This window comes from Paenibacillus sp. FSL H3-0310, assembly GCF_038002785.1.
GTDB lineage: Bacteria > Bacillota > Bacilli > Paenibacillales > Paenibacillaceae > Paenibacillus_AQ > Paenibacillus_AQ odorifer.
In genome coordinates, this window is sequence record NZ_JBBODC010000001.1 from 1,691,154 (window position 1) to 1,713,141 (window position 21,988).

Genomic DNA, 21,988 nt, shown 5'->3' on the forward strand with positions numbered 1-21,988 from the left:
ATTCCTCCTGTATTCTGTGGAGCCAGTCGTCCGCTCTAGCACCGAGTCTTGCTAATCATTATATGTGTAGGGGGTTATTTTGACTTTAGGTATAAGACCATTAATCAGAGTCTCGAAGATAAAAAGCGGATTTAGTGAAAGCTGTATATCTATCTATGACAGGGCTGGCTTGTTTAACATAAGATATACTATAAAACCTGAAAGGGATGATCGCCTTGCCAACCTTCGATAGCGTTCTAGTTACAGGAAGTCAGACCATTCAAAATGATCTGCACGTTAATGGAAATGAGACTATCGATTCGAATCTGCATTTGAATGGTAGTCAGACTATAATGGGAAGCCTAAATGTGAACGGCAGTGAATCCATACTCGGTCATCTGGGGGTAACCGGTGAAATTAGCGGGGCAGGCACCATCAGAGCTGCAACCCGGTTGATCGCTACGAACCAAGCAACATTGCCACCAGGCGCTCCTACCAGCCTGCAACAGGTTCGATACTTTTCTGTAGGTGCTGTAGGTCAGACTGGTCTCGTGCTGAAGGGCACAGATGGAAATGATTATGTATTATTTATCGATTTGACTGGCGGAACGCCTAATATCGGCATCCAACGGGCTTAATCAAGGTAAACTAACATTCTCAGCATCCGATTAATAAAAAAACAGCAAGTCTCCTAAGTACAAATAGGGACTTGCTGTTAGAGGTTTCTATTAATTCTTAAAGCTATGAATTGGTGCAGGGATTCGTCCGCCACGATTAACGAAATTCGCGCAGTTGAAGCCATTCACTGCCATAACTGGTGCATATCCGAGCAGGCCGCCAAATTCGACCATTTCACCAACATCCTTGCCGATTACTGGAATCACGCGAACCGCAGTGGTTTTGTTATTCACCATGCCGATTGCAGCTTCATCCGCGATGATGCCGGAAATGGTCTCCTTGGTAGTGCTTCCTGGGATAGCGATCATATCCAGTCCTACGGAACACACACAGGTCATAGCTTCCAGCTTCTCTAGTGTAAGGGCACCCCGCTGAACCGCTTGAATCATGCCGTGATCTTCACTGACTGGAATAAAGGCTCCACTAAGTCCACCTACATAGGAGGAGGCCATCACGCCACCTTTTTTAACATTGTCATTTAGGATTGCCAGAGCAGCAGTTGTTCCCGGAGCCCCAGCTTCCTCCAGACCCATGACTTGAAAGATTTCGGCAATGGAATCTCCGATTTCTGGAGTAGGAGCTAAGGATAGATCGATAATCCCAAAAGGAACATTCATCCGTTTGGAAGCCTCTTGAGCAACTAGCTGACCGACACGTGTGACTTTGAAGGCTGTCCGTTTAATGGTTTCACATAAGGTTTCAAAATCCTGCCCTCGAACCTCTTCAAGCGCACGTTTGATGACACCAGGACCGCTGACGCCAACGTTGATGACACATTCCCGCTCTCCAACCCCGTGAAATGCTCCGGCCATAAAAGGGTTGTCCTCAACGGCATTACAGAAGACTACCAGCTTGGCGCAGCCGATGGAATCCCGATCCTTGGTGCGTTCCGCAGTTTGGATAATGATATCGCCCATTAATTTCACAGCATCCATGTTGATTCCACTTCTGGAGGAACCGACATTGACCGAGGAGCAGACTCTTTCAGTGACTGCCAATGCTTCTGGAATACTGTCGATCAGAATACGATCGCCTTTGGTGCAGCCTTTTTGTACAAGTGCAGAGAAGCCGCCGATAAAGTTAACGCCTACCTCTTTTGCAGCCTTGTCCAGGATTTCAGCAACAGGTACATAGGTATCTGTCTTCACCGCACCAGCGGCAATAGCGATGGGTGTGACAGAAATCCGTTTGTTAACGATAGGAACCCCAAATTGTCTTTCCAGATCTTCACCCGTCTTTACGAGCTTTTCAGCGGATCTGGTGATTTTGTCATATACATTTTGATTAAAGGTGCGCATATCCGTGTGGGCACAATCCATGAGGCTGATCCCCATCGTTATGGTACGCACATCCAGATTCATTTCACGAATCATCTTATTCGTTTCTTGTACTTCCACTAGTGATATCATGGTCAGCCATCCTCCTAGATTCGGTGCATAATATTAAAAATATCCTCATGCTGAAGCTTGATTTCCACGCCAATCGATTCGCCAAGCAAATGTAATTCCTCTACAATATTCTCAAAAGCTTTAGTTGAGCTAGAAATGTCTACAATCATCATCATGTTAAAATAATCTTGAACAATCGTTTGCGAAATATCCAGAATGTTCAAATTGTGTTCGGCTAGATATGTACATACTTTAGCAATAATCCCTACTTTATCTTTTCCCAATACAGTAATAATCCCCTTCATGAATACAGCCTCCCTTTGTATTTGTTGATTTCACCGTGTATACGGAATGAACCATTCCAACTATTATTGCAAATGATGAAACAAGCTTCAACCAAAGGTTTTTTGTCAGTTTGATTAAATATTTATTTTGGCAGCTGAAATTATAGAAAATTCATTTGACAGCCTATAAAAAATGTGATGAACTGAGAGTTTGATATGCTAGTCTGAAGGAGTAAATATGACTACACAAAAATATAAAGATATGGTTGAGCAAAGAACGAAGATGACCCTCCAGGAATGGACGGAACAGGCGGAAGTGAAGGAAAAGGACATTTATCGTTTTTTGCATAATTTAAAAGGCACTGCTGGTACTGTCGGATTACCGGATGTCGAACAATTTGCCGAGGATACGCTGCCCTATTTCATGGAAAGCAGTCTTAAGAGTTGGTCAGTCGAGGAATGGGGGGATTATTTATATCCACTGATTCCATTGTTTAATGTCCATTCATTGGCAGCTTCAAGCTCTGTTAAAGCATTGGATAAAAAGGGACCTGCTGAGACGCTCACACAGAATGATATTCTTCTTATCGACGATGATGTAGAGCTAGTTGCTTATCTGAAAGAGTCGTTGGAGAGGCAGAATTACTATGTAAGCATTGCCTTATCTGCTGAACGGGGACTCAAAATCTTTTATGAAACGAAACCAGATCTCATTCTGCTGGATATTCTTTTACCGGATAAAAGCGGGATTGAGGTGTTGAACCAAATTATCGGCAAGGCTAAAAAAGAACGAATTCCCATTATCATTATAAGCGGGGAGTACTCCAAAGCGACGCAAATGCAGGCGTATTCGCTGGGGGTGATGGATTTTTTACCGAAGCCTGTAGATATTGATTTATTTCTGGTATTGATCAAAAATCGCTTTCAGCTCAAGAGAGAATGGCAGGAGTCCATCATCGTGGATGATTTGACCGGCGCATTCAATCGCAAACACTTTAATCAAGTCATGAAGCAGCTGATTGGTGATTTTAAGCGGACCAACCGCGTATTTTCGTTAGCGCTGATTGATTTGGATTATTTTAAAAACGTTAATGATACATATGGTCACCTAATCGGAGACGAAGTTCTGCAGGGCTTTTCCGAGCTTGTGAAGAATTCCATCCGTCTGGAGGATACCTTTTGCCGTTATGGGGGAGAAGAGTTTGCAGTGTTCTTACCTCACACGGATGCGGAATCTGCAATGTTGGTTATACAACGTATTCAAGAGCGGTTTGCGGCGACTGACTTTTTTGCGAAAAATGAAATCTTTCATGTGACTATCTCTAGCGGGATTTCTGAGGTAACAGATGCCGAGAATATAGCCGATAAATTGATTGAGGAAGCAGATCAGGCTCTTTATGCTAGTAAGCATGCTGGAAGGAATCAGACAACGCTTTATTCGGACCATTTATCCACTACTAAAAAGCATTCGGTTCTGAATGTGATTGTTGTGGATGACGATACGCTAATTCGGAGAATTGTGACCAGTCAGTTCGCCATTTGGGAGCCGGAGAATATTGCTGAGGTGAAGGTTAGCAGCTATGCGAATGGGCTTGATTTCCTGCAATCGGATTGGTATGCCGTGGATGAGAAGTATATTATTTTGCTGGATGGTGTGATGCCTGATCTGGATGGGGTAGAAGTTCTGGAAAGAATCCGCAAAACGTATCCGGAAGTAAATATATTAGTGATCATGTTGACGGGAAGAAATAATCAGGCGGATATTGTACATGCCCTGCAGATGGGTGCCGATGATTATGTAGTCAAGCCGGTCCATATGCCTGAGTTATTGTCGAGGATAGAGCGGTTGGCTCATAGATTTTTGTTCTAATTGGGTTCTGAATATGTTGTGAGCACTAGGAGAGATCTAAAGCGGAGGGAACTAGGCAGCTATGCAAAAGGTAATGGTAGTGGATGATGAAGAAGTATTACGAATGTTAATCGTAGACACCTTAGAAGATTTGGAAGACGTGGAGATACACACTGCCGAGAACGGATTAGAGGCGCTTTCAAAATTGTCACGGGATCATTATGATTTGGTGATATTGGATTATATGATGCCTGAAATGACAGGGATTGAAGTCCTAGGCCAACTGGATGATGAGAAAAAGAAGGCTACAGCTATTTTAATGTTAACAGCCAAAGCCCAAGATGTAGACCGTCTTCGAGCGGTAGATGCAGGCGCACGTTATTTTATGCCAAAACCTTTTAGTCCTATGGAACTCTTGCAGATTGTGGAGGGGATCCTAAGTGACAAAGGGAAGCAGCTCTAATCACAGTATTAAAAATAGATATTTTCGTATCATTGCCTTGGTTTTTTCGTTAATCATTATTATGGGATCTGTATTTTTATTTTTCATAAATAATGAGCAGAACAAATTAAGTAGAGACCGTGAAGTTCTGCAAAATAAGGCGGACACGATTAACGAATTGGCGACTGCGTTAAATGAGGTTTTTTTCCGAGCGAGGGGATTCAGCGCACTTAAGAGTGACAATGAATTAGATCTCCTAAACTTAGGACTTGTTAACTTTGATAAGATTCTGGATACCTATTCTAATCTCAATTTATCTCCGGAAGAAGCCTTGTTTAGAGATGGTTTGAAAGCATTTTATGTTCAGTACAAAACTAAAGTTTTACCTGAAGCGATTCGGTTTGTCGAGGCAGACGATTATGTGTCTTTGAGAGCTCTATCCGCAGATGGCAACACGAAATCAGTAAATGATTTTTTAACGTATACAAAAGAGTACAAGCAACGATCCGATGCCGCATTAAATACTATGGCTATGGATTACATCAAACGTGCCAATGAGTTTACCTTTATCGCATTCTTTTTCAGCACGATTATTCTGCTAATCTTCACCTTTATGATCTGGCGGATTCTGAAGAACCTAATAGATCCTATTCTGAAGCTGGAAGGGGCAACCCATTCCCTGGCTGCAGGAGAAGAAATTCTTCTGGGCAAGCTTAAGAATCAAGATGAAATTGGCCGACTTTATGATGCTTTTCTAAATATGGCTAGAAGTATTCAAGATAAAGAAGAAGAATTGATGATGCAGAATGAAGAGCTGCATGCGCAGCAGGATGAACTTCAGGATCAGCAATATAGGCTGCAGCGCTCGCTTAGTGAAATTGAGAGTATGATGAAAGCCTTGGATCAATCGTCTGCGGTGGGGATCCTTACTGCTAAAGGTGTCTTTACCTACGCGAATGATAATTTAAGTGGATATACCCGCTATAAAAAGTCTGAGATTATCGGTTACACCTATAAGTTATTTGAACTTTATAATCTCTCTGATGAGGGTTATCAGAAAATCTTTAACAAATTAAATACAGGCGGAGTGTGGAACAATGAGCTGCAGATTCTAGCCAAAGACGGATTGCCCATCTGGCTGCATCTGACGATTGTGCCGTACCTGAATGAAGAGGGTGTGATTTATCAATACATCCTTATTGCGAACGATATCACCTCAATGAAAAGCGTGCAGCAGGAGCTAGCCGAAACGTTAAAAAACACAGAACAGACCAAGATGATGCTTGAACTTAATAATCAGCTGAATCATGATATTACTTATACTTTGGATAAACATGAATTTGCCGATAAGTTTATTGAGTTTATGCATCGCCTGTATGCCTTTGATTCGAGTTTCTTCCTGCTTGTGAAAGATAATATTGCGGCTGTGAAAGGCATTCCACAGGAGAATGTGGAGCGTTATCTTGATCATGAGAATAATGAGATGTTATATCGCTTGCAAGCGGAAAAAACGTACCTAATCAAGCGCCTGGCCACACAATCAGAGCAAGGGATTTCTGCGAGTGAGGTCTATGTTTACGACTTCTACACTACTGTTGTGAACGCAGAGGATGAGATTCTTGCAGTGTTCTGTGGCAGCCGGATTGGTCATTCCTTCAGCAAAGAAGAGATTAATGAGGTTCAGGGGATGATGAACCGCGTAGCGCTGGCGATTGAACGTTTATTCATGTATGAAGAGATTGAACATGGACGAAAGCTGAATCGGGACATCGTAAATAATGTGAACGAGGGCATACAATTTGTGAATACAGAAGGTATGCTCCTGCAGATGAATAAAGCGTTGAGCAACATTTTTAATTATGAGTGGACAGAAGGAACTTTGATTCCCCGTCAGAAATGGATGGATTATTTCATTGAGCACTCGAATGAGAATCATGAACTTCGGATGTTTTTTGAAAAAGCGATTGCTGAGGATGCTCTGGAATCCAGCAGCATGCAATACTCCATTGGAACTGAATCGAAGAAGCATATTGACGTGTATGCGATCCCTGTATTCCGTCGCGAGCTGCGTATTGGTACATTGTTTGTCTACAGAGATATCACTAGAGAATATGAGCTGGACCTTATGAAATCTGATCTTGTCAGTACGGTAAGTCATGAGCTAAGAACACCGCTATCGAGTGTACTTGGTTTCACAGAACTGTTATTGTCTAAGACCATGAAGCCTGAGAAGCAGCTTAAATATCTGGAGACGATTCATAAGGAAGCTAAACGACTGACGGAGCTCATTAATGATTTTCTTGATTTGCAGAGAATGGAGTCAGGTAAGCAGCAATATATCACGGAGCATTTGAATCTCAGTGAAATTGTATTAGGTGTAATTGATCAATATAAACTGAGCAGTACCCATCATGTGCTCCTAGTGGATGAGGCTTTAAATGCGGATGTTGATGTGGACAAGGATAAGATTGTCCAAGTTCTGACGAATCTGTTAAGTAATGCGATTAAATTCTCGCCTGATAACAATGAAGTTAAAGTACTGCTGCATAACGAGTCGGATAGAATTATTGTACGTATCCAGGATAATGGTCTTGGCATTCCTAAGGATCAAATAGGACAGCTATTCCAAAAATTCAGAAGAGTGGATAATAGCGCCTCTAAAAGAATTGGAGGAACAGGACTCGGACTTGCTATCTGTAAGGAGATCATTGAGAAACAAAAGGGAAATATCGGTATAGATTCCGTAGAAGGAGAGGGCACTACCGTCTGGTTTAGCCTCCCTATCCTCCATGCGGAAGCGAGCCGGCAACAGGATGAGCTTAATAAATGGAGCACCGATAAAGAGCTCAAACCTAATGTAATGATCGTTGAAGATGATTACAGTCTTTCGTTGCTTTTATCAGAAGAGCTTAAAGGGAAGGGCTTCCGTGTTACCCATCATTACCATCCACAGCAAGCTTTTGATCAGGCCTTGAAAACACCATTTGTGGCGATTGTGGTAGATTTGATGTTGGGTGAAGAGCTGGATGGCTGGGATTTGATCCGAATGCTTAAAGAAGATCCAAGAACTGAAAATATACCTATCGTTATTTCTTCTGCTCTAGATCAATCGGATAAGAACCAATTAAACGATGTAATTCAAAAATATTTAACAAAACCTTATCCGCCCGGCGAGCTGTCGAATACGCTTGAGGAGATAGTGAAGATTAAGACGGGGATCGGCGAGGTGTTATTTCCCGAAAGTAAGCAAAAATTATAGCTTTTATTTATCACAATATTTTATAAATAGTATCACTTTTTATAATGAAACCGATCAAAACAGGTTAAATCATACTGTTTTGATCGGTTTTTACGTACTTTATAGATGATTTTTCAATAAAATACAATTATTAGGGTAAATCGACATCATTGATCGTTTACAATTATTGTGATAGCCTGATTTCATGAGGTACGGATCATCAGAAGATTTCATGTTTAGGAGAGGTGGATATTGTTGCAACTACAGGTAACGAACAGTCCTTTTAACGAGAGCCAAGTCGAGCTACTCAATCGTCTTCTACCATCCTTAACGGAGACACAGCAAATATGGCTTAGCGGTTATTTGTCAGCCATGGGCTTTACTACTGCACCATCGGCAGGTGCCGGGGTTCAAGCAGTACAATCAAATACGATAGGAAATGTGGAAGGTAGTGCCGTTAGTCAACCTGCAGCTTCACGTGAAGTGACCGTGTTGTTTGGGTCCCAGACAGGGAACTGCCAACGGCTGGCTGGGAGCTTGTCCCGCAAGCTGGAGGAGCAAGGATTTCAGGTCACACTCACTGCGATGAACAGCTTTAAGCCCAATGCGCTTAAGAAGGTTCAGAACCTCCTATTGCTGGTCAGTACACACGGTGAAGGCGAGCCGCCAGATAATGCACGGATGTTCCATGAATTTCTCTATAGCAAAAGAGCTCCTCAATTAGAGAATCTGAAGTTCTCAGTGCTGGCACTGGGGGATACCTCCTATGAATTCTTTTGTCAGACCGGCAAGGACTTCGATCAGCGGCTTGAGGAACTTGGCGGCAAGCGGTTAAGTCCGCGTGTGGATTGTGATCTTGATTATGATGATTCGGTTACCGAGTGGTTTGAAGGCGTCATTAGTGCCTTAAATGCACATTTAAATGCTCCGGCCATTGCGGCAAAAGCGGTTCAAGCTGCAGAAGACGCAGATTCTCAGGAGCCTTTGTATACCCGCAACAATCCTTTTAAAGCGGAAGTATTGGAGAATCTAAATCTGAACGGACGTGGTTCTGACCGTGAGACCCGCCATTTGGAGCTATCCCTAGAAGGTTCTAACATACAATTTGAGCCAGGGGATGCGCTGGGTGTCTATCCGGAGAATCATCCTGAATTGGTAGACGCTATTATTCATACTATGAGCTGGAATCCTAATGATATTGTTCCATTTAATAAAAAAGGGGAAGACGGCACCTTACGTGAGGCCCTTCTTCACCACTATGAAATCACTGTATTGACCAAACCGTTACTTGAACAAGCGGCGAAGTTATCTTCTTCTAACCAATTAAGTGATCTATTGTCGCCAGAACGTGCGCAACAGCTTAAGGAATATATTCAAGGCCGCGATCTGCTCGATTTGGTTCAGGACTTCTCTCCATGGGAGGGTTCGGCCAGTAGCTTTGTGACTATTTTGCGCAAGCTTCCGGCACGACTCTATTCAATTGCCAGCAGCTATAAAGCTAATCCAGATGAGGTTCATTTAACGGTTAGAGCTGTACGTTATGAGGCACATGGCCGTGAGCGTTATGGGGTCTGCTCGGTACATTGTGCTGAAAGAGTCCAGCCGGGAGATACGTTGCCCATCTACATTCAACATAATCCGAACTTTAAGCTTCCGACGAATCCTGATGCACCGATCATTATGATTGGACCGGGCACAGGTGTTGCACCCTTCCGCTCTTTCCTGGAGGAACGTGGCGAGCTTGGGGCGGAAGGTAAATCATGGCTGTTCTACGGAGATCGGCATTTTGTGACGGACTTCCTCTATCAGACGGACTGGCAGAGAATGCTTAAAGACGGCTTGTTAACTAAGCTGGATGTTGCTTTCTCCCGTGATACCGAAGAGAAAGTATATGTTCAGCATCGCATTCTGGAAAAGAGCCGCGAGGTCTACGAATGGCTGCAAGCGGGAGCTCATATTTACATTTGCGGAGACGAGAAGCATATGGCACATGATGTTCATTCTGCTCTGATTACTGTCATCCAGCATGATGGTGGTCTGAGTCCTGAAGAAGCGGCAGCTTATTTGGATAATATGCAGCAGGCGCAGCGCTACCAACGTGATGTTTACTAATGGATAGAGGAAAGTTATCGAATGACTTCGGGGGGAGATAACAACAATGGCAAACAATGAAAAGGTTAAGCCGATCGGCGGGCCTCCAAGCGATGTTGAGCACATTAAGCAAGAGAGTAACTATCTGCGGGGCGCGCTTGTTGAGACATTAAGCAATCCGATTACCGGAGGCTTGCCGGAAGATGATAATCGGCTGCTGAAATTTCACGGAAGCTATATGCAGGACGATCGGGATTTACGCAACGAGCGCGAACGGCAAAAGCTGGAGCCTGCATTCCAGTTCATGCTTCGTGTAGTTGCCCCAGGCGGGGTAGCGACACCAGAGCAGTGGCTAGTGATGGATGATCTGGCACAAAAATACGGCAATGGAACCTTACGTCTGACTACCAGACAGGCGTTTCAAATGCATGGGGTACTCAAATGGAATCTTAAGAAAACCATTCGCAGCATTAATGATACGCTGATGACGACGCTGGCAGCTTGCGGCGATGTTAACCGTAACGTAATGAGTAATCCGAATCCTTACCAGTCAGAGGTGCATGCAGAGGTCTACGAATGGGCGCGCAAAGTAAGTGATCACTTATCACCACGTACGCCTGCTTACCATGAAATCTGGTTGGACGGTGAGAAGGTAGTAGATAGCTTAGGCGAACGTGCGGAAGTAGAACCGATCTATGGACCGGTATATTTACCGCGTAAATTCAAGATTGGTCTAGCGGTGCCTCCTTCTAATGATGTGGATGTATTCTCGCAAGATCTGGGTTTTATCGCTATTCTGGAAAATGAGAAACTAGTCGGCTTCAACGTTTCTGTAGGCGGCGGTATGGGGATGACTCATGGCGATACCAGTACTTATCCTCAGTTGGGACGTATAATTGGTTTTTGCCGTCCGGAACAGTTGATTGATGTGGCAGAAAAGACCGTAACGATCCAGCGGGATTATGGTAATCGTTCTGTCCGCAAAAATGCACGGTTCAAATATACAATTGACCGCCATGGTCTGGATTGGTTCGTAGACGAACTGCATGAAAGACTCGGATGGCAGCTTGAAGCAGCACGTGATTATCATTTTGATCACAACGGAGACCGTTACGGCTGGGTGAAGGGGACCAACGGAAAATGGAATCTGACACTTTATATCCAAAGCGGACGGATTCATGACCAAGAAGGATACACCTTGATGAGTGGCTTGCGGGAGATTGCTAAGATTCATACTGGAGATTTCCGGCTAACGCCGAATCAGAATCTAACGATTGCCAACGTCACTACTGCCAAAAAACGCAAAGTAGCTGAGCTGGCTAAACAGCATGGACTAACAGATGGAGCACATCTTTCTGCATTGCGACGCAGCTCCATGTCCTGTGTAGCACTGCCAACCTGCGGACTTGCGATGGCTGAAGCGGAACGCTATCTGCCTTCGCTGATAGATAAGCTGGAGCTTGTTATAGATAAGGCTGGTTTGCGTGACGAGGAAATTGTGATCCGAATGACCGGCTGCCCTAATGGCTGTGCTAGACCGGCGCTGGGTGAAATCTCGTTTATCGGCAAGGCTCCTGGCAGATACAATATGTATTTAGGAGCAGGCTTTACGGGTGATCGCCTCAATAAAATGTATAAAGAAAACATAGATGAGAAGGAGATCCTAGAGACGCTTGAACCTATTCTTCACCGATATGCCAAAGAACGTCAACAAGGCGAGCATTTTGGAGATTTCGTGATCCGTGCAGATTATGTTAAAGCCGTTACCTCTGGACTTAATTTCCATGACTAAATGAAAGTAGATTTAAAAATGTCCCGGGGCCAGTTGATGGCTGCCGGGATTTTTGTGGTTTGGTCGTAGTTAGATGCGCGGGGTGTCGTGTCGTACACATAATGCTCCAGAGGTAAAGAACGGTAGGTGAGCGCAGACGAATAGAAGATGAGTAGTAGATGAGGGGCAGATGAGCGCAGACGAGTATTAGATGAGCGATAGTAGAGCAGTAGATGAGCAGTAGATGAGCAGTAGATGAGCGCAACGAGCGGCAGTAGACTAACAAGGTGACGGACTCAGGAGCCCTTATTTCCTGAAATCTTGCCAAATTGCCGAGTATTCGGACCCCAGCGCCGTTATGGGGATGAAAAGAGGCTGAAATAGGCCTTTTTCAGAGGAATAAGGTCTCTCCAGTCCGAAAGTTATTCAAAACGGCTTAAATCGCACAAATAGCGTCATCTGAGTCCGAAAATCACAACAAAGCGCTCAAAAGGTAAAGAACGGCAGATGAGCAGCAGATGAGCGAGATGAGTAGTAGATGAGCAGCAGATGAGCGCAACGAGCGGCAGTAGACTAACAAGGTGACGGACTCAGGAGCCCTTATTTCCTGAAATCTTGCCAATTTGCCGAGTATTCGGACACCAGCGCCGTTATGGGGATGAAAAGAGGCCGAAATAGGCCTTTTTCAGAGGAATAGCGGCTCTCCAGTCCGAAAGTTGCTCAGAACGGCTTAAATCGCAAAAATAGCGTCATCTGAGTCCGAAAATCACAACAAAGCGCTCAAAAGGTAAAGAACGGCAGATGAGCGCAGACGAGCGGTAGTAGACTAACATTAGAGTAGTGAAAGGGTCATATTAGATAGTGGGACAGAGTGAAATTAGCTCAGTAGGAGCAATTGTAGAGTAATACGCAGAACAGCAGGAGCAATAGTGAAGTAAAGCAGAACAGCCAAATAAAAGAGAAGCAACCGACTATCGGAACAATAGACGAGCGACAGTAGACTAACATCAGAGTGGTGAAAGGGTCGAATTACATCGATAGTAAAATAACATTAGATGGTGAAAGAGTAAAATTAGATTAGATCAGTAGGAGCAATAGTGGAGTAGTACGCAGAACAGCCAAATAAAAGAGAAGCAACCGACTAGCGGAACAATAGACGAGCAGCAGTAAACTATCATCAAAGTAGTAACAGTCCAGCGGTAGACTAACATCAGAGTAGTAACAGTCCGGGAGCAGGCTAACAGCAGTAGATCACCGTTGACTGACAAATCTAGCAACAGCCTTCATTTGATCTACAATAATCTAGTAAGATCCCAACATCTGCGCTACAACAGATCCCATTTAAAAACCAGCAAGTCTCCAATTCCGGGAGGCTCGCTGGTTTATGTTTTTAAGGAGCGATGCCGGAGATCAGTACATCGTCTTGATACAGGGTTACTTTGTTCCAAGTGCTGAAGGAAACTTTGGTTGGATCGAACGAATAGTCATTTGCTTCATTGAAGTTAGACCAGTCGCTTTTGTGCACGCGTAATTGGATTTCTCCTGATTGTCCACCGGCAGGTATGGAGCCCGCGCTAGTATTGAAAGTAAGCTCAACGTAAGAGTCGGCGTTCGTCCCACTTGTGGACCCGAGGGCAACCGATATATTAGAAGCACCGACCTGCGCCCAATCGATTACTCCATTGAGAGAGGCGCTTCCATCTTTAGTAAAGTAATAACGAATTTTCAGTCCATTTAAATTGACTGCCGTTGTTCCGTTGTTATAGATGTTGAAGTAGGGCTTGATTGAGTTATCAGTAGCATTGGTATCTGCTGCACGGTAGTAAAGTGCCAGATTATTACTGGATGGCGAGCCGGTAGGAGTGGCTGTAGGTGTTACTGTAGCTGTTGGCGTAGGTGTAGGTGTAGGTGTTGGCGTAGGTGTAGCTGTTGGCGTAGGTGTAGGTGTAGGTGTTGGCGTAGGTGTAGGCGTAGGTGTAGCTGTAGCTGTTGGTGTTGGTGTAGGTGTTGGTGTTGGTGTAGTGCCACCATCCGGCACAGGTTGGTAACCAGGTGTTGTGTAAATTTTATTAAGCACGGAGGTTGCTAAGGTTCCGTTTGCTCCATTAACGACTGTATTTCCCCAGTTGCTGAGTGTTCCTGCTGGACCGCTGGCTAGATCCAGATATTCAACGCCTCCGCCATTACCATACCAGGACCAGGCGAGCCAGCCCACCTTTTTTTCCTTCGTGTAGCTCATAATGGTGGCTTCATCGACATCTCCACCCGTGTGCTTGTCACCGAATTCGCCGATAATCACAGGGGCTCCAATAGCCAAGGCACTATCGATATTACTCTTGACTGTAGCAGCATTACCACCAGCATATTCGTACATATGAATTGAGAAAATAGTGTTTTTTAAGGTATCTGAATTAAATACAGCCTGACCACTAGTGAAAATAGATTGTGGGTATTGACCCCATCCCGCTGCATCTACAACTAAAGTGTTCTTAATGCCCGCATTTCTTAACGTAGGAATTGCCGCTTGGTATCCACTGGCCCATGTTGCAGTGTTCCAAGAACCGTACCATTCATTAGCAATATTCACAATGACACGATCTTCTTTACCGATCAAAGCATCCTTGATGCTGATCCAATAGTTTACTGCAGCGTTAAGGTCAGAGGTGTTGTCTGAGCCCGTAGCATCATGCACTTCCAGCATGGCAATCATTTTATACTGATCACAAAGCTTTAGAATATTTTGGACATCAGCTAAAGTATCGAGAGACCACTTGCTGCCATTAGAAAGTACAATTCTGACGGTATTGGAGCCAGTCGCTGCGATGGCCGGTATTGCAGTAGCCAGATCGTTTTTGTACCAAGTGTGTGCATGATTAACCCCGCGCATTACAAAAGGACTGCCGGTGGCATCGTATAAAGTGGTACCGCTTACATAAAAACCTTTAACAGAAGTGTTTGCTGCCGCTGCCTGCTGTTGAGGTAAAGAAATAGAAAGAGTAAGGATACTAATTAATACTAACAAACTGATTTTCCGGAACGAAAAATGCTTTCTGAATTTCATCAACATTTCCTCCTTAATCAAATAGGGTTGCTTCTTTGATTATGCGTATCCTCCAGGTGGTTGCAGTAAATGCACTCAATTACAGGCATGTATCACCTCCTCAGTTATTTTGAATATAACATATAAAGGAATTTTTAGGAATAATAAATAATTTAACGATAACAATAACTTTATGTTTTATTAGAAAGATAAGAGAAATTGCTGATAAGGCACTCGTCCTTCATCTAACATTCTCATAAAAAATGATGTTATTTTTAGATTCAGGAAGGAAAATATAATTTTTTTTTGCCTAATGATTTGGATTTCTCGCGATTTTCTTTCATAATATAAAGGGTAAACTAAATACAAAAGAAGAACCGTTGCCCGAGAGCGATGTGTTCTGTACAGAAGAGGCGATATTATGATTATCATGAAAACGATGGAAGAGATCGAAAAAATGCGTGCGGCGGGAAAAATTCTCGCTGAATGTCATCGTCAAATTGCGCAAATTTTGCAGCCTGGTATTACGACCTGGGAAATTGATGAATTTGCAGAAAAATTTATATTGTCTCAAGGAGCTACTCCTGAGCAAAAAGGATATAATGGGTACCCGTACGCAACCTGTGCATCTGTAAATGATGTAATATGCCACGGATTCCCGAAAAAAGAGCCGCTAAAAGACGGGGATATCGTAACCATTGACATGGTTGTTAACTTAAACGGCTGGTTGGCAGATTCGGCCTGGTCTTACGGGATTGGCAATATTAGTGAACAGGCGACCAAACTTCTAGACACTACTAAGGAATCTTTATTCCGTGGAATCGAGCAGGCGGTTGCAGGCAACCGTATTGGCGATGTTGCGCATGCCATCCAAGTTTATGCAGAGTCTAACGGGTTTTCTGTAGTGCGTGATTTTATTGGCCACGGGATCGGTTCAGAAATGCATGAAGCTCCGGAAGTACCTCACTATGGTCCAGCAGGGAGAGGGCCTCGTCTTAAAGAGGGGATGGTATTTACCATTGAGCCCATGCTGAACACAGGCAGTTACAGAACAAAAATTGATGCGGATGGTTGGACTGCGCGTACCATTGACGGCGGATTGTCAGCACAATATGAGCATACTTTAGCGATTACCCCACAAGGAACGATTATCCTGACTGAACTGTAATTTTGATGAAAAATAAAATGACCAGTCTCCGTAATGGAGATTGGTCATTTTTTATTAATCTGTAATGTTGCGAGTGTAATATTCAATGATATCTTTTCTCCTAATAATTCCAACAAATACACCCTCATTATCAATCACAGGAACGAAATTCTGATCCGCAGCAAGCGTCAGCATATCCTCCATTTCTGCATTAATGAGAACACTTTCGTTATGAACATGCTTTTGGATGTCGCTTACTGGAACTTCCCCTATATTGTCAAAGGTTAAATCTGCTGTGTTTTTCAGCTTCCACAATAGATCACCCTCCGAAAGTGTTCCTACATATTTTCCTTCATTATCAATAATAGGGATAGCCGTGTAATGGTGCTGTTCTAATTGTTCTAAGGCTTCCAGCATGGATAGTGAGTTAGTGATATAGGCGACTTGATCTTTTGGCAACAAAAAAGAGGATATTTCCATCGGCATGAACTCCTTTGTATTATGTTATTTTTTGATTAGGCTACTTTTATTTAAACATACTTTTGGAATGGATAGAATTTTAAATTTTCACCCCTTGAATTATAGGTAATAAGTCCTATTGAATAGAGGTCGTATTTTGTCGATTAAAGATATATTATCCTAGAGTGGAGTTGTTCAGATGGCATTGTATCGAAGGCTTTCATTAACGTTTAAATTTGTTATGGTGGTAAGTTTAGTAATTATTGTGATCTTTTTCTTTAGTTTAGTCGCAAACCTGGCTAATCTGCGTAGTGTGAGCATATCCAACGGTGAACTTCAGGCAGAGGTCGCAGGAAAAAGTTATGCGGAGACCATTCAGAATAGAATGATAGACATTCAGTCGACGGGTGAAGCGCTCGCTGAAGTACTCCTTGAATCAAGAGAACGTCAAACCTTGGACCGTGAAGATGTTGTTTCTACAATGAAAACTATGCTTGAGCACAGACCAGAAATTTTTGGGATGAGCATATTATGGGAACCCAATGCTTTTGATCAGAACGATCAGGCTAATATAAATAAGATGCCATATGATGATGGTACGGGGCGTTTTATTCCTTATGTCTTTAGAAATCAAGGTGCAATAAAGGTTGAACCCTTAAAGAATTATGATGTAGAAGGTGCGGGTGATTATTACCTTTTACCAAAAAAAGAGAAAAAACCGGTCTATATTGAACCCTACTCCTATGAGACGACTGGTGGAGCTATAGAGATGATTTCGGTCATGCTGCCAATTTTGGATAAAACGGGTGCATTTCTGGGGACTGTAGGGTTCGATGTTTCGTTAACCCAATTGCAGGAAGAAGCCGTTAACTATAAACCTCTGGGAGGTTATGTTTCTTTAATCACTGGTAATGGCAAATATGCAGCCAACCCAAATGATCCTCAAAGTGTACTCAAAGAATTCGGTGATACAGAAGATAAAACAGTACTGTGGAAGCGTGTGAAGAATGGGGAGGCCAAACTGGGATACACGATAAATTCCAAGGGAGAAGACGTGCTGCGGACTTTTGTTCCGATACCAATGCCTGGAAGTGACCAGGTCTGGTACACACAGACAGCGATCTCTAAGGATGTTATCATGGCTGATTATGAACAAGCTAAAACAGAATTTTTTATCATTATGATTATTGGGATTTTGATTTTAGCTGTTATTGTTGGTCTTCAACTATGGTTAATGGTAGTTAAACCGCTTCGTTTGTTATCTGAGAAATTGCAGCTGATGTCTCAGGGGGATTTGACTCAAACCCTGCAGGTTCGAAATGATGATGAATTCGGCAAAATGGCTACACATTTTAATCATATGACCCATAAGCTTCGAGAAATGTTTGGACTTGTCGCTGATCTATCAATGTCCGTGGGAGCTACCTCTGAAGAGCTGACAGCTAACGCTGAGCAGACTGGGAAAGCTGCTGAACAAATTGCTGTGGCAATTGGACGAGTAGCCGAAGGAGCGCAGCTGCAGAGTGATTATGCGGGTGATTCTTCAATGGCGATGAGCGAGCTGAATGTTGGAGTGCAACGGATTGCTGACTCTTCGTCATCGGTATCTGCATCTGCAGATGAAGTTACCGATCAGACGAAAAAGGGCAGTGCCCAGCTGCAAATGGCAGTGAATCAAATGTCGGAGTTAAAGCTGTCTGTAGATGAGACGAGTCTGGCGATTGAACGTTTAGGCGAACGATCTGCTCAGATCAGCGGGATTATCGGCTTGATTTCGAACATAAGTAAACAGACCAATCTGTTGGCACTAAATGCGGCTATTGAGGCGTCCAGAGTGGGTGAACATGGCCGAGGTTTTGCGGTGGTGGCCTCAGAAATTCGCATGCTGGCAGATCAGACTAAAAAAGCTGCCGAACAAGTTACTGCTTTGGTTGAAGATGTGGTGCAAGATACTAATCAAGCTTCACAAGCGATGGCTGTCGGCAATGAAAAAGTAATTCTTGGTGTGCAGAGTGTATCTGATAGTGATCTTTTATTTACGTCGATTCTGACAGAGATGACACAGGTAACCGATCAGATCCAAGAGGTCTCAGCAGCTGCACAGCAGATGACCGCGGGAACGGAGCAAATTTCAGTTACCGTTAAACAATTAGCCGATCTTGCTTCGGAAGCTTCCTCTGACTCCCAAAGTGTGGCAGCAGCCTCTGAGGAGCAGCTTGCTTCTATGGAAGAGATCTCAGCCTCGTCGGAGTCACTCAGCTCAATGGTGCAAGACCTGTTGGATAAATTATCTTACTTTAAAATTTAGATTCCCTTTTCAAATATAGAGAAGGGCTGGCACCTAAAACTATGAAAATGACTGCTGTGTCGAAAGCACATGCTTAGTCACTGGAAAATACGCTTAGTAACCTGCTAACGGACACAGTGGTCCTTAAACGTACGATTATCCGATATTTGGAATGTTATCGGACTCCAGTGCAGCTATTGGCCTGAAAAATGCTTATTATGAGCCTCTTTCCAAGGAATAGCGTCACTGGAGTCCGAAATCTAGCGGTAAAGAATAAAAACATGTAAATAACGTCTACCGAGTCCGAAAGCCCCGTAGGATAATGAATGTGTAGTCGTAGCAGGCCGCAAATGACCAAAAAACGCTGAACAGCGATTCTTCGATAACAGAAGAATCGCTGTTTTGTTGATTTTAGGATTTTGAAAGTGAGGAGGTCAGTCTCCGCTCGTAGAATCACTTATGGCACAGCTCCTTCTTACCTCCCATTTTCTTCATAATACAGAAGAGTATCTATTTGGTGTTAGCTGTGTTATAATCAATCTATCGAAAGTATTTACCTGGCGAATTCACATAGCGTAGAGGGTTATTCTTTAGACGTTAATAACCTTGTACCATATGTGAATTTTTATTTTTTTAGAGATTTTGCAAGAGATTTTTTGAGGATAAGAATAACATGTAAATAAAAATAAGGTGGTAATTATATTATGCAAACAGGAACAGTGAAATGGTTTAACGCAGACAAAGGTTTTGGTTTTATCGAGGTTGAAGGTGGAGAAGATGTATTCGTACATTTCAGCGCAATTACTGGTGACGGATTCAAGTCCCTGGATGAAGGACAACGTGTAGAATTTAACGTAGTTCAAGGTAATCGTGGTCAACAAGCTGAGAATGTTGTAAAACTGTAAGTAGTAAAATGAATCCCCAAACGTATCGTTTGGGGATTTTTTTATAGAAAGGTGGCGGATGTAAATGCAGGTGTTTGAAGACTGGAATTTAAAAGTTAAGAAAACCTTTAACGCTACAAGTAACAAAGAAGTATTGACGGTGTCTGAAGCGGGAAGCTTGCTCGGGCTGTCTAAAGACCAAATGAAAAGTTATGTAGATCAGCATAAGTTGACTAAAGTTCCGATCATGAGAAGTGTCGTCAGATATCTTTTACTCAAGAGTGAGATCGATATGATTGTGAAAAAAACCTAAGATCATCATTAATAAATAGGGTAGACCAATCCTTGATAGGATATGGTCTTTTTTTGTCTCACAAATTTCTTATAAATAGAAACTTATCGACCCTAAGATCGTCTATAATAATGGGATATTTTAGGTAACAGTGTCATCCAGCAAAAAAATATCCTCGCATACTGGTGGTTATCTATCAAAACATTACGTGAGATCTAAGGAGAAAATTATGAAACGACTAGAGAGTAACGATTATTACAAAGCTATTGAGCCTTTAGGAAAAGTGAAAATAAATACGATGTTTGCTGAGTCAGTGGTTAAACAAGTCATACCTGGCAGCGTATATGTTGACGATATTGTTAACCCGCGTGCTTTTTACATTGCACACCCTTGTGGAATGTCTTTATTAATTGGAGAGTCGGATAATGAAGAGTTTAAGCGCGATCTTTTTGATTACATAACCAATAAAAATATGATTCGGCATCATCAAGAGTTGCTGCAGGCTGATCCAGCGGGAGGCTGGACGGAAGTTATCGCTCATTGGAGTGAACAGGAAATGCTCCATAGAAATACAAGGGTCAACTTCAGCTTTAACCGCGAGAAATATCTGAAACAGAAAGCTTCTTATCTTAACCAAGACCTTGAAGTGGTGCGAATGAACAAAGAACGGTTTTTGGCGGCAACAGGAGGTGTCAATCCTAAGGCGTTTTGGAGGAATGAAGAGCAATTTCTTGCTGAGGGGCTGGGCTTCAATATTCTTGACGCTGGGGAAATTGCCTCTACGGCATTTTCGGGTTTTGTTAATGAGCATCAACTGGAAATAGGCATAGAAACTTCAGAAGCACATCGGGGGAAGGGCTATGCCTACGCGGTCTGTTCAGCCTTAATAGAATACTGTCTAGAACATCAGCTTGAGCCGGTGTGGGCGTGTCGACTGGATAACGAGGGTTCTTTCAACTTAGCGCATAGATTAGGCTTTGAGACAACCTACATGATTCCCTATTATCGGCTGGTAGAATCCGTCATCAGGAAGGGTTAAGGATCCGAATGAAAAATAAACAGACTACCCATTCAGCTTCTTCATTTTCTTTAAGTAGAATTGAGAAAAAAAAGGTGAAGAAGAAAACTAAGACCAGCAAGAAAAAAAAGATCTGGTTATTTACGCTTGCTATCGTACTTATTGCTGGGCTAGGATCTTATGTTTTTCGTAAAGAACTGCTGATTTTCGGATTTAATAATGTTGTGGCTCCGACTATTGAACACACGCTTGATGGATCATACGTTCCTTTAGAAAATAATGAAAACGCTGAAGCTCCCGGATTACAGCCAACGGCGGATAACAAGGATCGTCCATTTTCTATCCTCCTATTGGGTACTGATCAGCGGGGAAAAGAGAACGGGCTTTCTGATTCGATTATATATACTGTGATCCGGCCAGTTGATCATAAAGTATTGTTCGTGTCGATCCCTCGTGATTCCTATGCAGAAATTATCGGAGCGGAAAAGGTTAAAGGAGCTAGGAAAGAAACCAAGATTAATGCAGCTCATTCCTATGGCGGTCCTCAGATGAGTGTAGACACCGTTAAAAATTTATTAAACGCGCCTATCGAATATTACGCTACTATTAATTTTAACGGTCTTGTGGGCGTTACAGATGCTCTAGGGGGTGTTGAACTTCCGATTACCAAGGTGATTGAGAACAAGAGCCCGGATCATGAGAAATTAAGAATTGAACCGAACAAACCGATTTATTCTGGCGCTGAAGCATTAATGTATGTAAGATACCGCGAGGATTCTGATTTTAAACGAACGGAGCGGCAGCGGATCTTTTTGAAATCTGCGCTTGAACGGATGAAGAGAGTAGATAATATCCTTAATATACAGAAAATCATCGAAATAGCAGGCAGTAATTTCCAAACCAATATGAAGTCAGACTTTATTCTTGATTTGGCGAAAAGAGTAATTCTTGAAGGGGGTACTCCTGAGATCACAAGCCATATGTTGCAGGGTGAGGGCAGACGGAAGGATCAATGGTATTACATGCTTGACGAAAATGATGTGAAGCGTACCCATGAGTTGATTGAGATTTGGCTGAATCCTGACTCTACCGATACGGATCTGTCCGCAGCTTCTGCGGATGACGCAGCATAGATGTTGTG

Annotated in this window: 16 protein-coding genes; 12 read left to right on the forward strand and 4 right to left on the reverse strand. The window is 43.0% G+C overall.

The genetic code is table 11. The features are described 5' to 3' along the window. Nucleotides 1-206 precede the first annotated feature (206 nt). Nucleotides 207-617 (forward strand): hypothetical protein, encoded by a 411-nt coding sequence (locus tag MHH63_RS07565; protein WP_248548519.1) that lies wholly within the window; start codon nt 207-209, stop codon nt 615-617. 90 nt (nt 618-707) lie between these two features. Here MHH63_RS07565 and MHH63_RS07570 read toward each other — a convergent pair whose 3' ends face one another. Both MHH63_RS07570 and MHH63_RS07575 read right to left on the reverse strand, forming a co-directional pair. Beyond that, nucleotides 708-2,063: a PFL family protein gene (locus MHH63_RS07570; protein WP_248548616.1), complete on the reverse strand. Its 1,356-nt coding sequence runs from the start codon at nt 2,061-2,063 to the stop codon at nt 708-710. 17 nt (nt 2,064-2,080) lie between these two features. Further along, nucleotides 2,081-2,350: an ACT domain-containing protein gene (locus MHH63_RS07575; protein WP_036685776.1), complete on the reverse strand. Its 270-nt coding sequence runs from the start codon at nt 2,348-2,350 to the stop codon at nt 2,081-2,083. A gap of 217 nt (nt 2,351-2,567) precedes the next feature. Between MHH63_RS07575 and MHH63_RS07580 the strand changes: the two genes are divergently transcribed. From MHH63_RS07580 to cysI, 5 genes are all read left to right on the forward strand, one after another. After that, nucleotides 2,568-4,199: a diguanylate cyclase gene (locus MHH63_RS07580; RefSeq protein ID WP_076130764.1), complete on the forward strand. Its 1,632-nt coding sequence runs from the start codon at nt 2,568-2,570 to the stop codon at nt 4,197-4,199. A gap of 61 nt (nt 4,200-4,260) precedes the next feature. Continuing rightward, on the forward strand, nt 4,261-4,641 hold the full coding sequence (locus MHH63_RS07585) for a response regulator (RefSeq protein WP_076301769.1): 381 nt from the start codon (nt 4,261-4,263) through the stop codon (nt 4,639-4,641). Next, nucleotides 4,619-7,879: an ATP-binding protein gene (locus MHH63_RS07590; RefSeq protein WP_339168713.1), complete on the forward strand. Its 3,261-nt coding sequence runs from the start codon at nt 4,619-4,621 to the stop codon at nt 7,877-7,879. The genes MHH63_RS07585 and MHH63_RS07590 overlap by 23 nt, the downstream gene beginning before the upstream one ends. Nucleotides 7,880-8,113: 234 nt before the next feature. Then, on the forward strand, nt 8,114-9,970 hold the full coding sequence (locus MHH63_RS07595; protein ID WP_341171994.1) for an assimilatory sulfite reductase (NADPH) flavoprotein subunit: 1,857 nt from the start codon (nt 8,114-8,116) through the stop codon (nt 9,968-9,970). 46 nt (nt 9,971-10,016) lie between these two features. Beyond that, complete coding sequence (gene cysI / locus MHH63_RS07600) at nt 10,017-11,741, forward strand: assimilatory sulfite reductase (NADPH) hemoprotein subunit (RefSeq protein WP_076281461.1); 1,725 nt, start codon at nt 10,017-10,019, stop codon at nt 11,739-11,741. Nucleotides 11,742-13,110: 1,369 nt separating this feature from the next. On the opposite strand, the gene MHH63_RS07605 is transcribed toward cysI, so the two are convergent. Then, nucleotides 13,111-14,781 (reverse strand): cellulase family glycosylhydrolase, encoded by a 1,671-nt coding sequence (locus MHH63_RS07605; RefSeq protein WP_341171356.1) that lies wholly within the window; start codon nt 14,779-14,781, stop codon nt 13,111-13,113. A 400-nt stretch (nt 14,782-15,181) separates the two neighbouring features. Here MHH63_RS07605 and map point away from each other — a divergent pair, with 400 nt between their 5' ends. Next, nucleotides 15,182-15,928, forward strand: coding sequence for a type I methionyl aminopeptidase (gene map, locus MHH63_RS07610; protein ID WP_036685786.1), 747 nt, complete (start codon nt 15,182-15,184; stop codon nt 15,926-15,928). A 54-nt stretch (nt 15,929-15,982) separates the two neighbouring features. Here map and MHH63_RS07615 read toward each other — a convergent pair whose 3' ends face one another. Continuing rightward, on the reverse strand, nt 15,983-16,387 hold the full coding sequence (locus MHH63_RS07615; RefSeq protein ID WP_038572361.1) for a CBS domain-containing protein: 405 nt from the start codon (nt 16,385-16,387) through the stop codon (nt 15,983-15,985). A gap of 178 nt (nt 16,388-16,565) precedes the next feature. On the opposite strand from MHH63_RS07615, the gene MHH63_RS07620 reads away from it, so the two are divergent. The 5 genes from MHH63_RS07620 to MHH63_RS07640 all read left to right on the forward strand — a co-directional run bounded on the left by MHH63_RS07620 (nt 16,566) and on the right by MHH63_RS07640 (nt 21,980). Then, nucleotides 16,566-18,674, forward strand: coding sequence for a methyl-accepting chemotaxis protein (locus MHH63_RS07620; RefSeq protein WP_076218469.1), 2,109 nt, complete (start codon nt 16,566-16,568; stop codon nt 18,672-18,674). A 683-nt stretch (nt 18,675-19,357) separates the two neighbouring features. Further along, nucleotides 19,358-19,558 carry a cold-shock protein gene (locus MHH63_RS07625; RefSeq protein WP_036685790.1) on the forward strand — a complete coding sequence of 67 codons (201 nt, stop codon included), beginning with the start codon at nt 19,358-19,360 and terminating at the stop codon, nt 19,556-19,558. A 64-nt stretch (nt 19,559-19,622) separates the two neighbouring features. Then, entirely contained in the window at nt 19,623-19,850 is a 228-nt protein-coding gene (locus tag MHH63_RS07630) for a hypothetical protein (RefSeq protein WP_038572358.1), read from the forward strand. A 208-nt stretch (nt 19,851-20,058) separates the two neighbouring features. Next, nucleotides 20,059-20,868: a GNAT family N-acetyltransferase gene (locus MHH63_RS07635; protein WP_341171357.1), complete on the forward strand. Its 810-nt coding sequence runs from the start codon at nt 20,059-20,061 to the stop codon at nt 20,866-20,868. Nucleotides 20,869-20,876: 8 nt separating this feature from the next. Beyond that, on the forward strand, nt 20,877-21,980 hold the full coding sequence (locus MHH63_RS07640; RefSeq protein ID WP_340396945.1) for an LCP family protein: 1,104 nt from the start codon (nt 20,877-20,879) through the stop codon (nt 21,978-21,980). Nucleotides 21,981-21,988 lie beyond the last annotated feature (8 nt).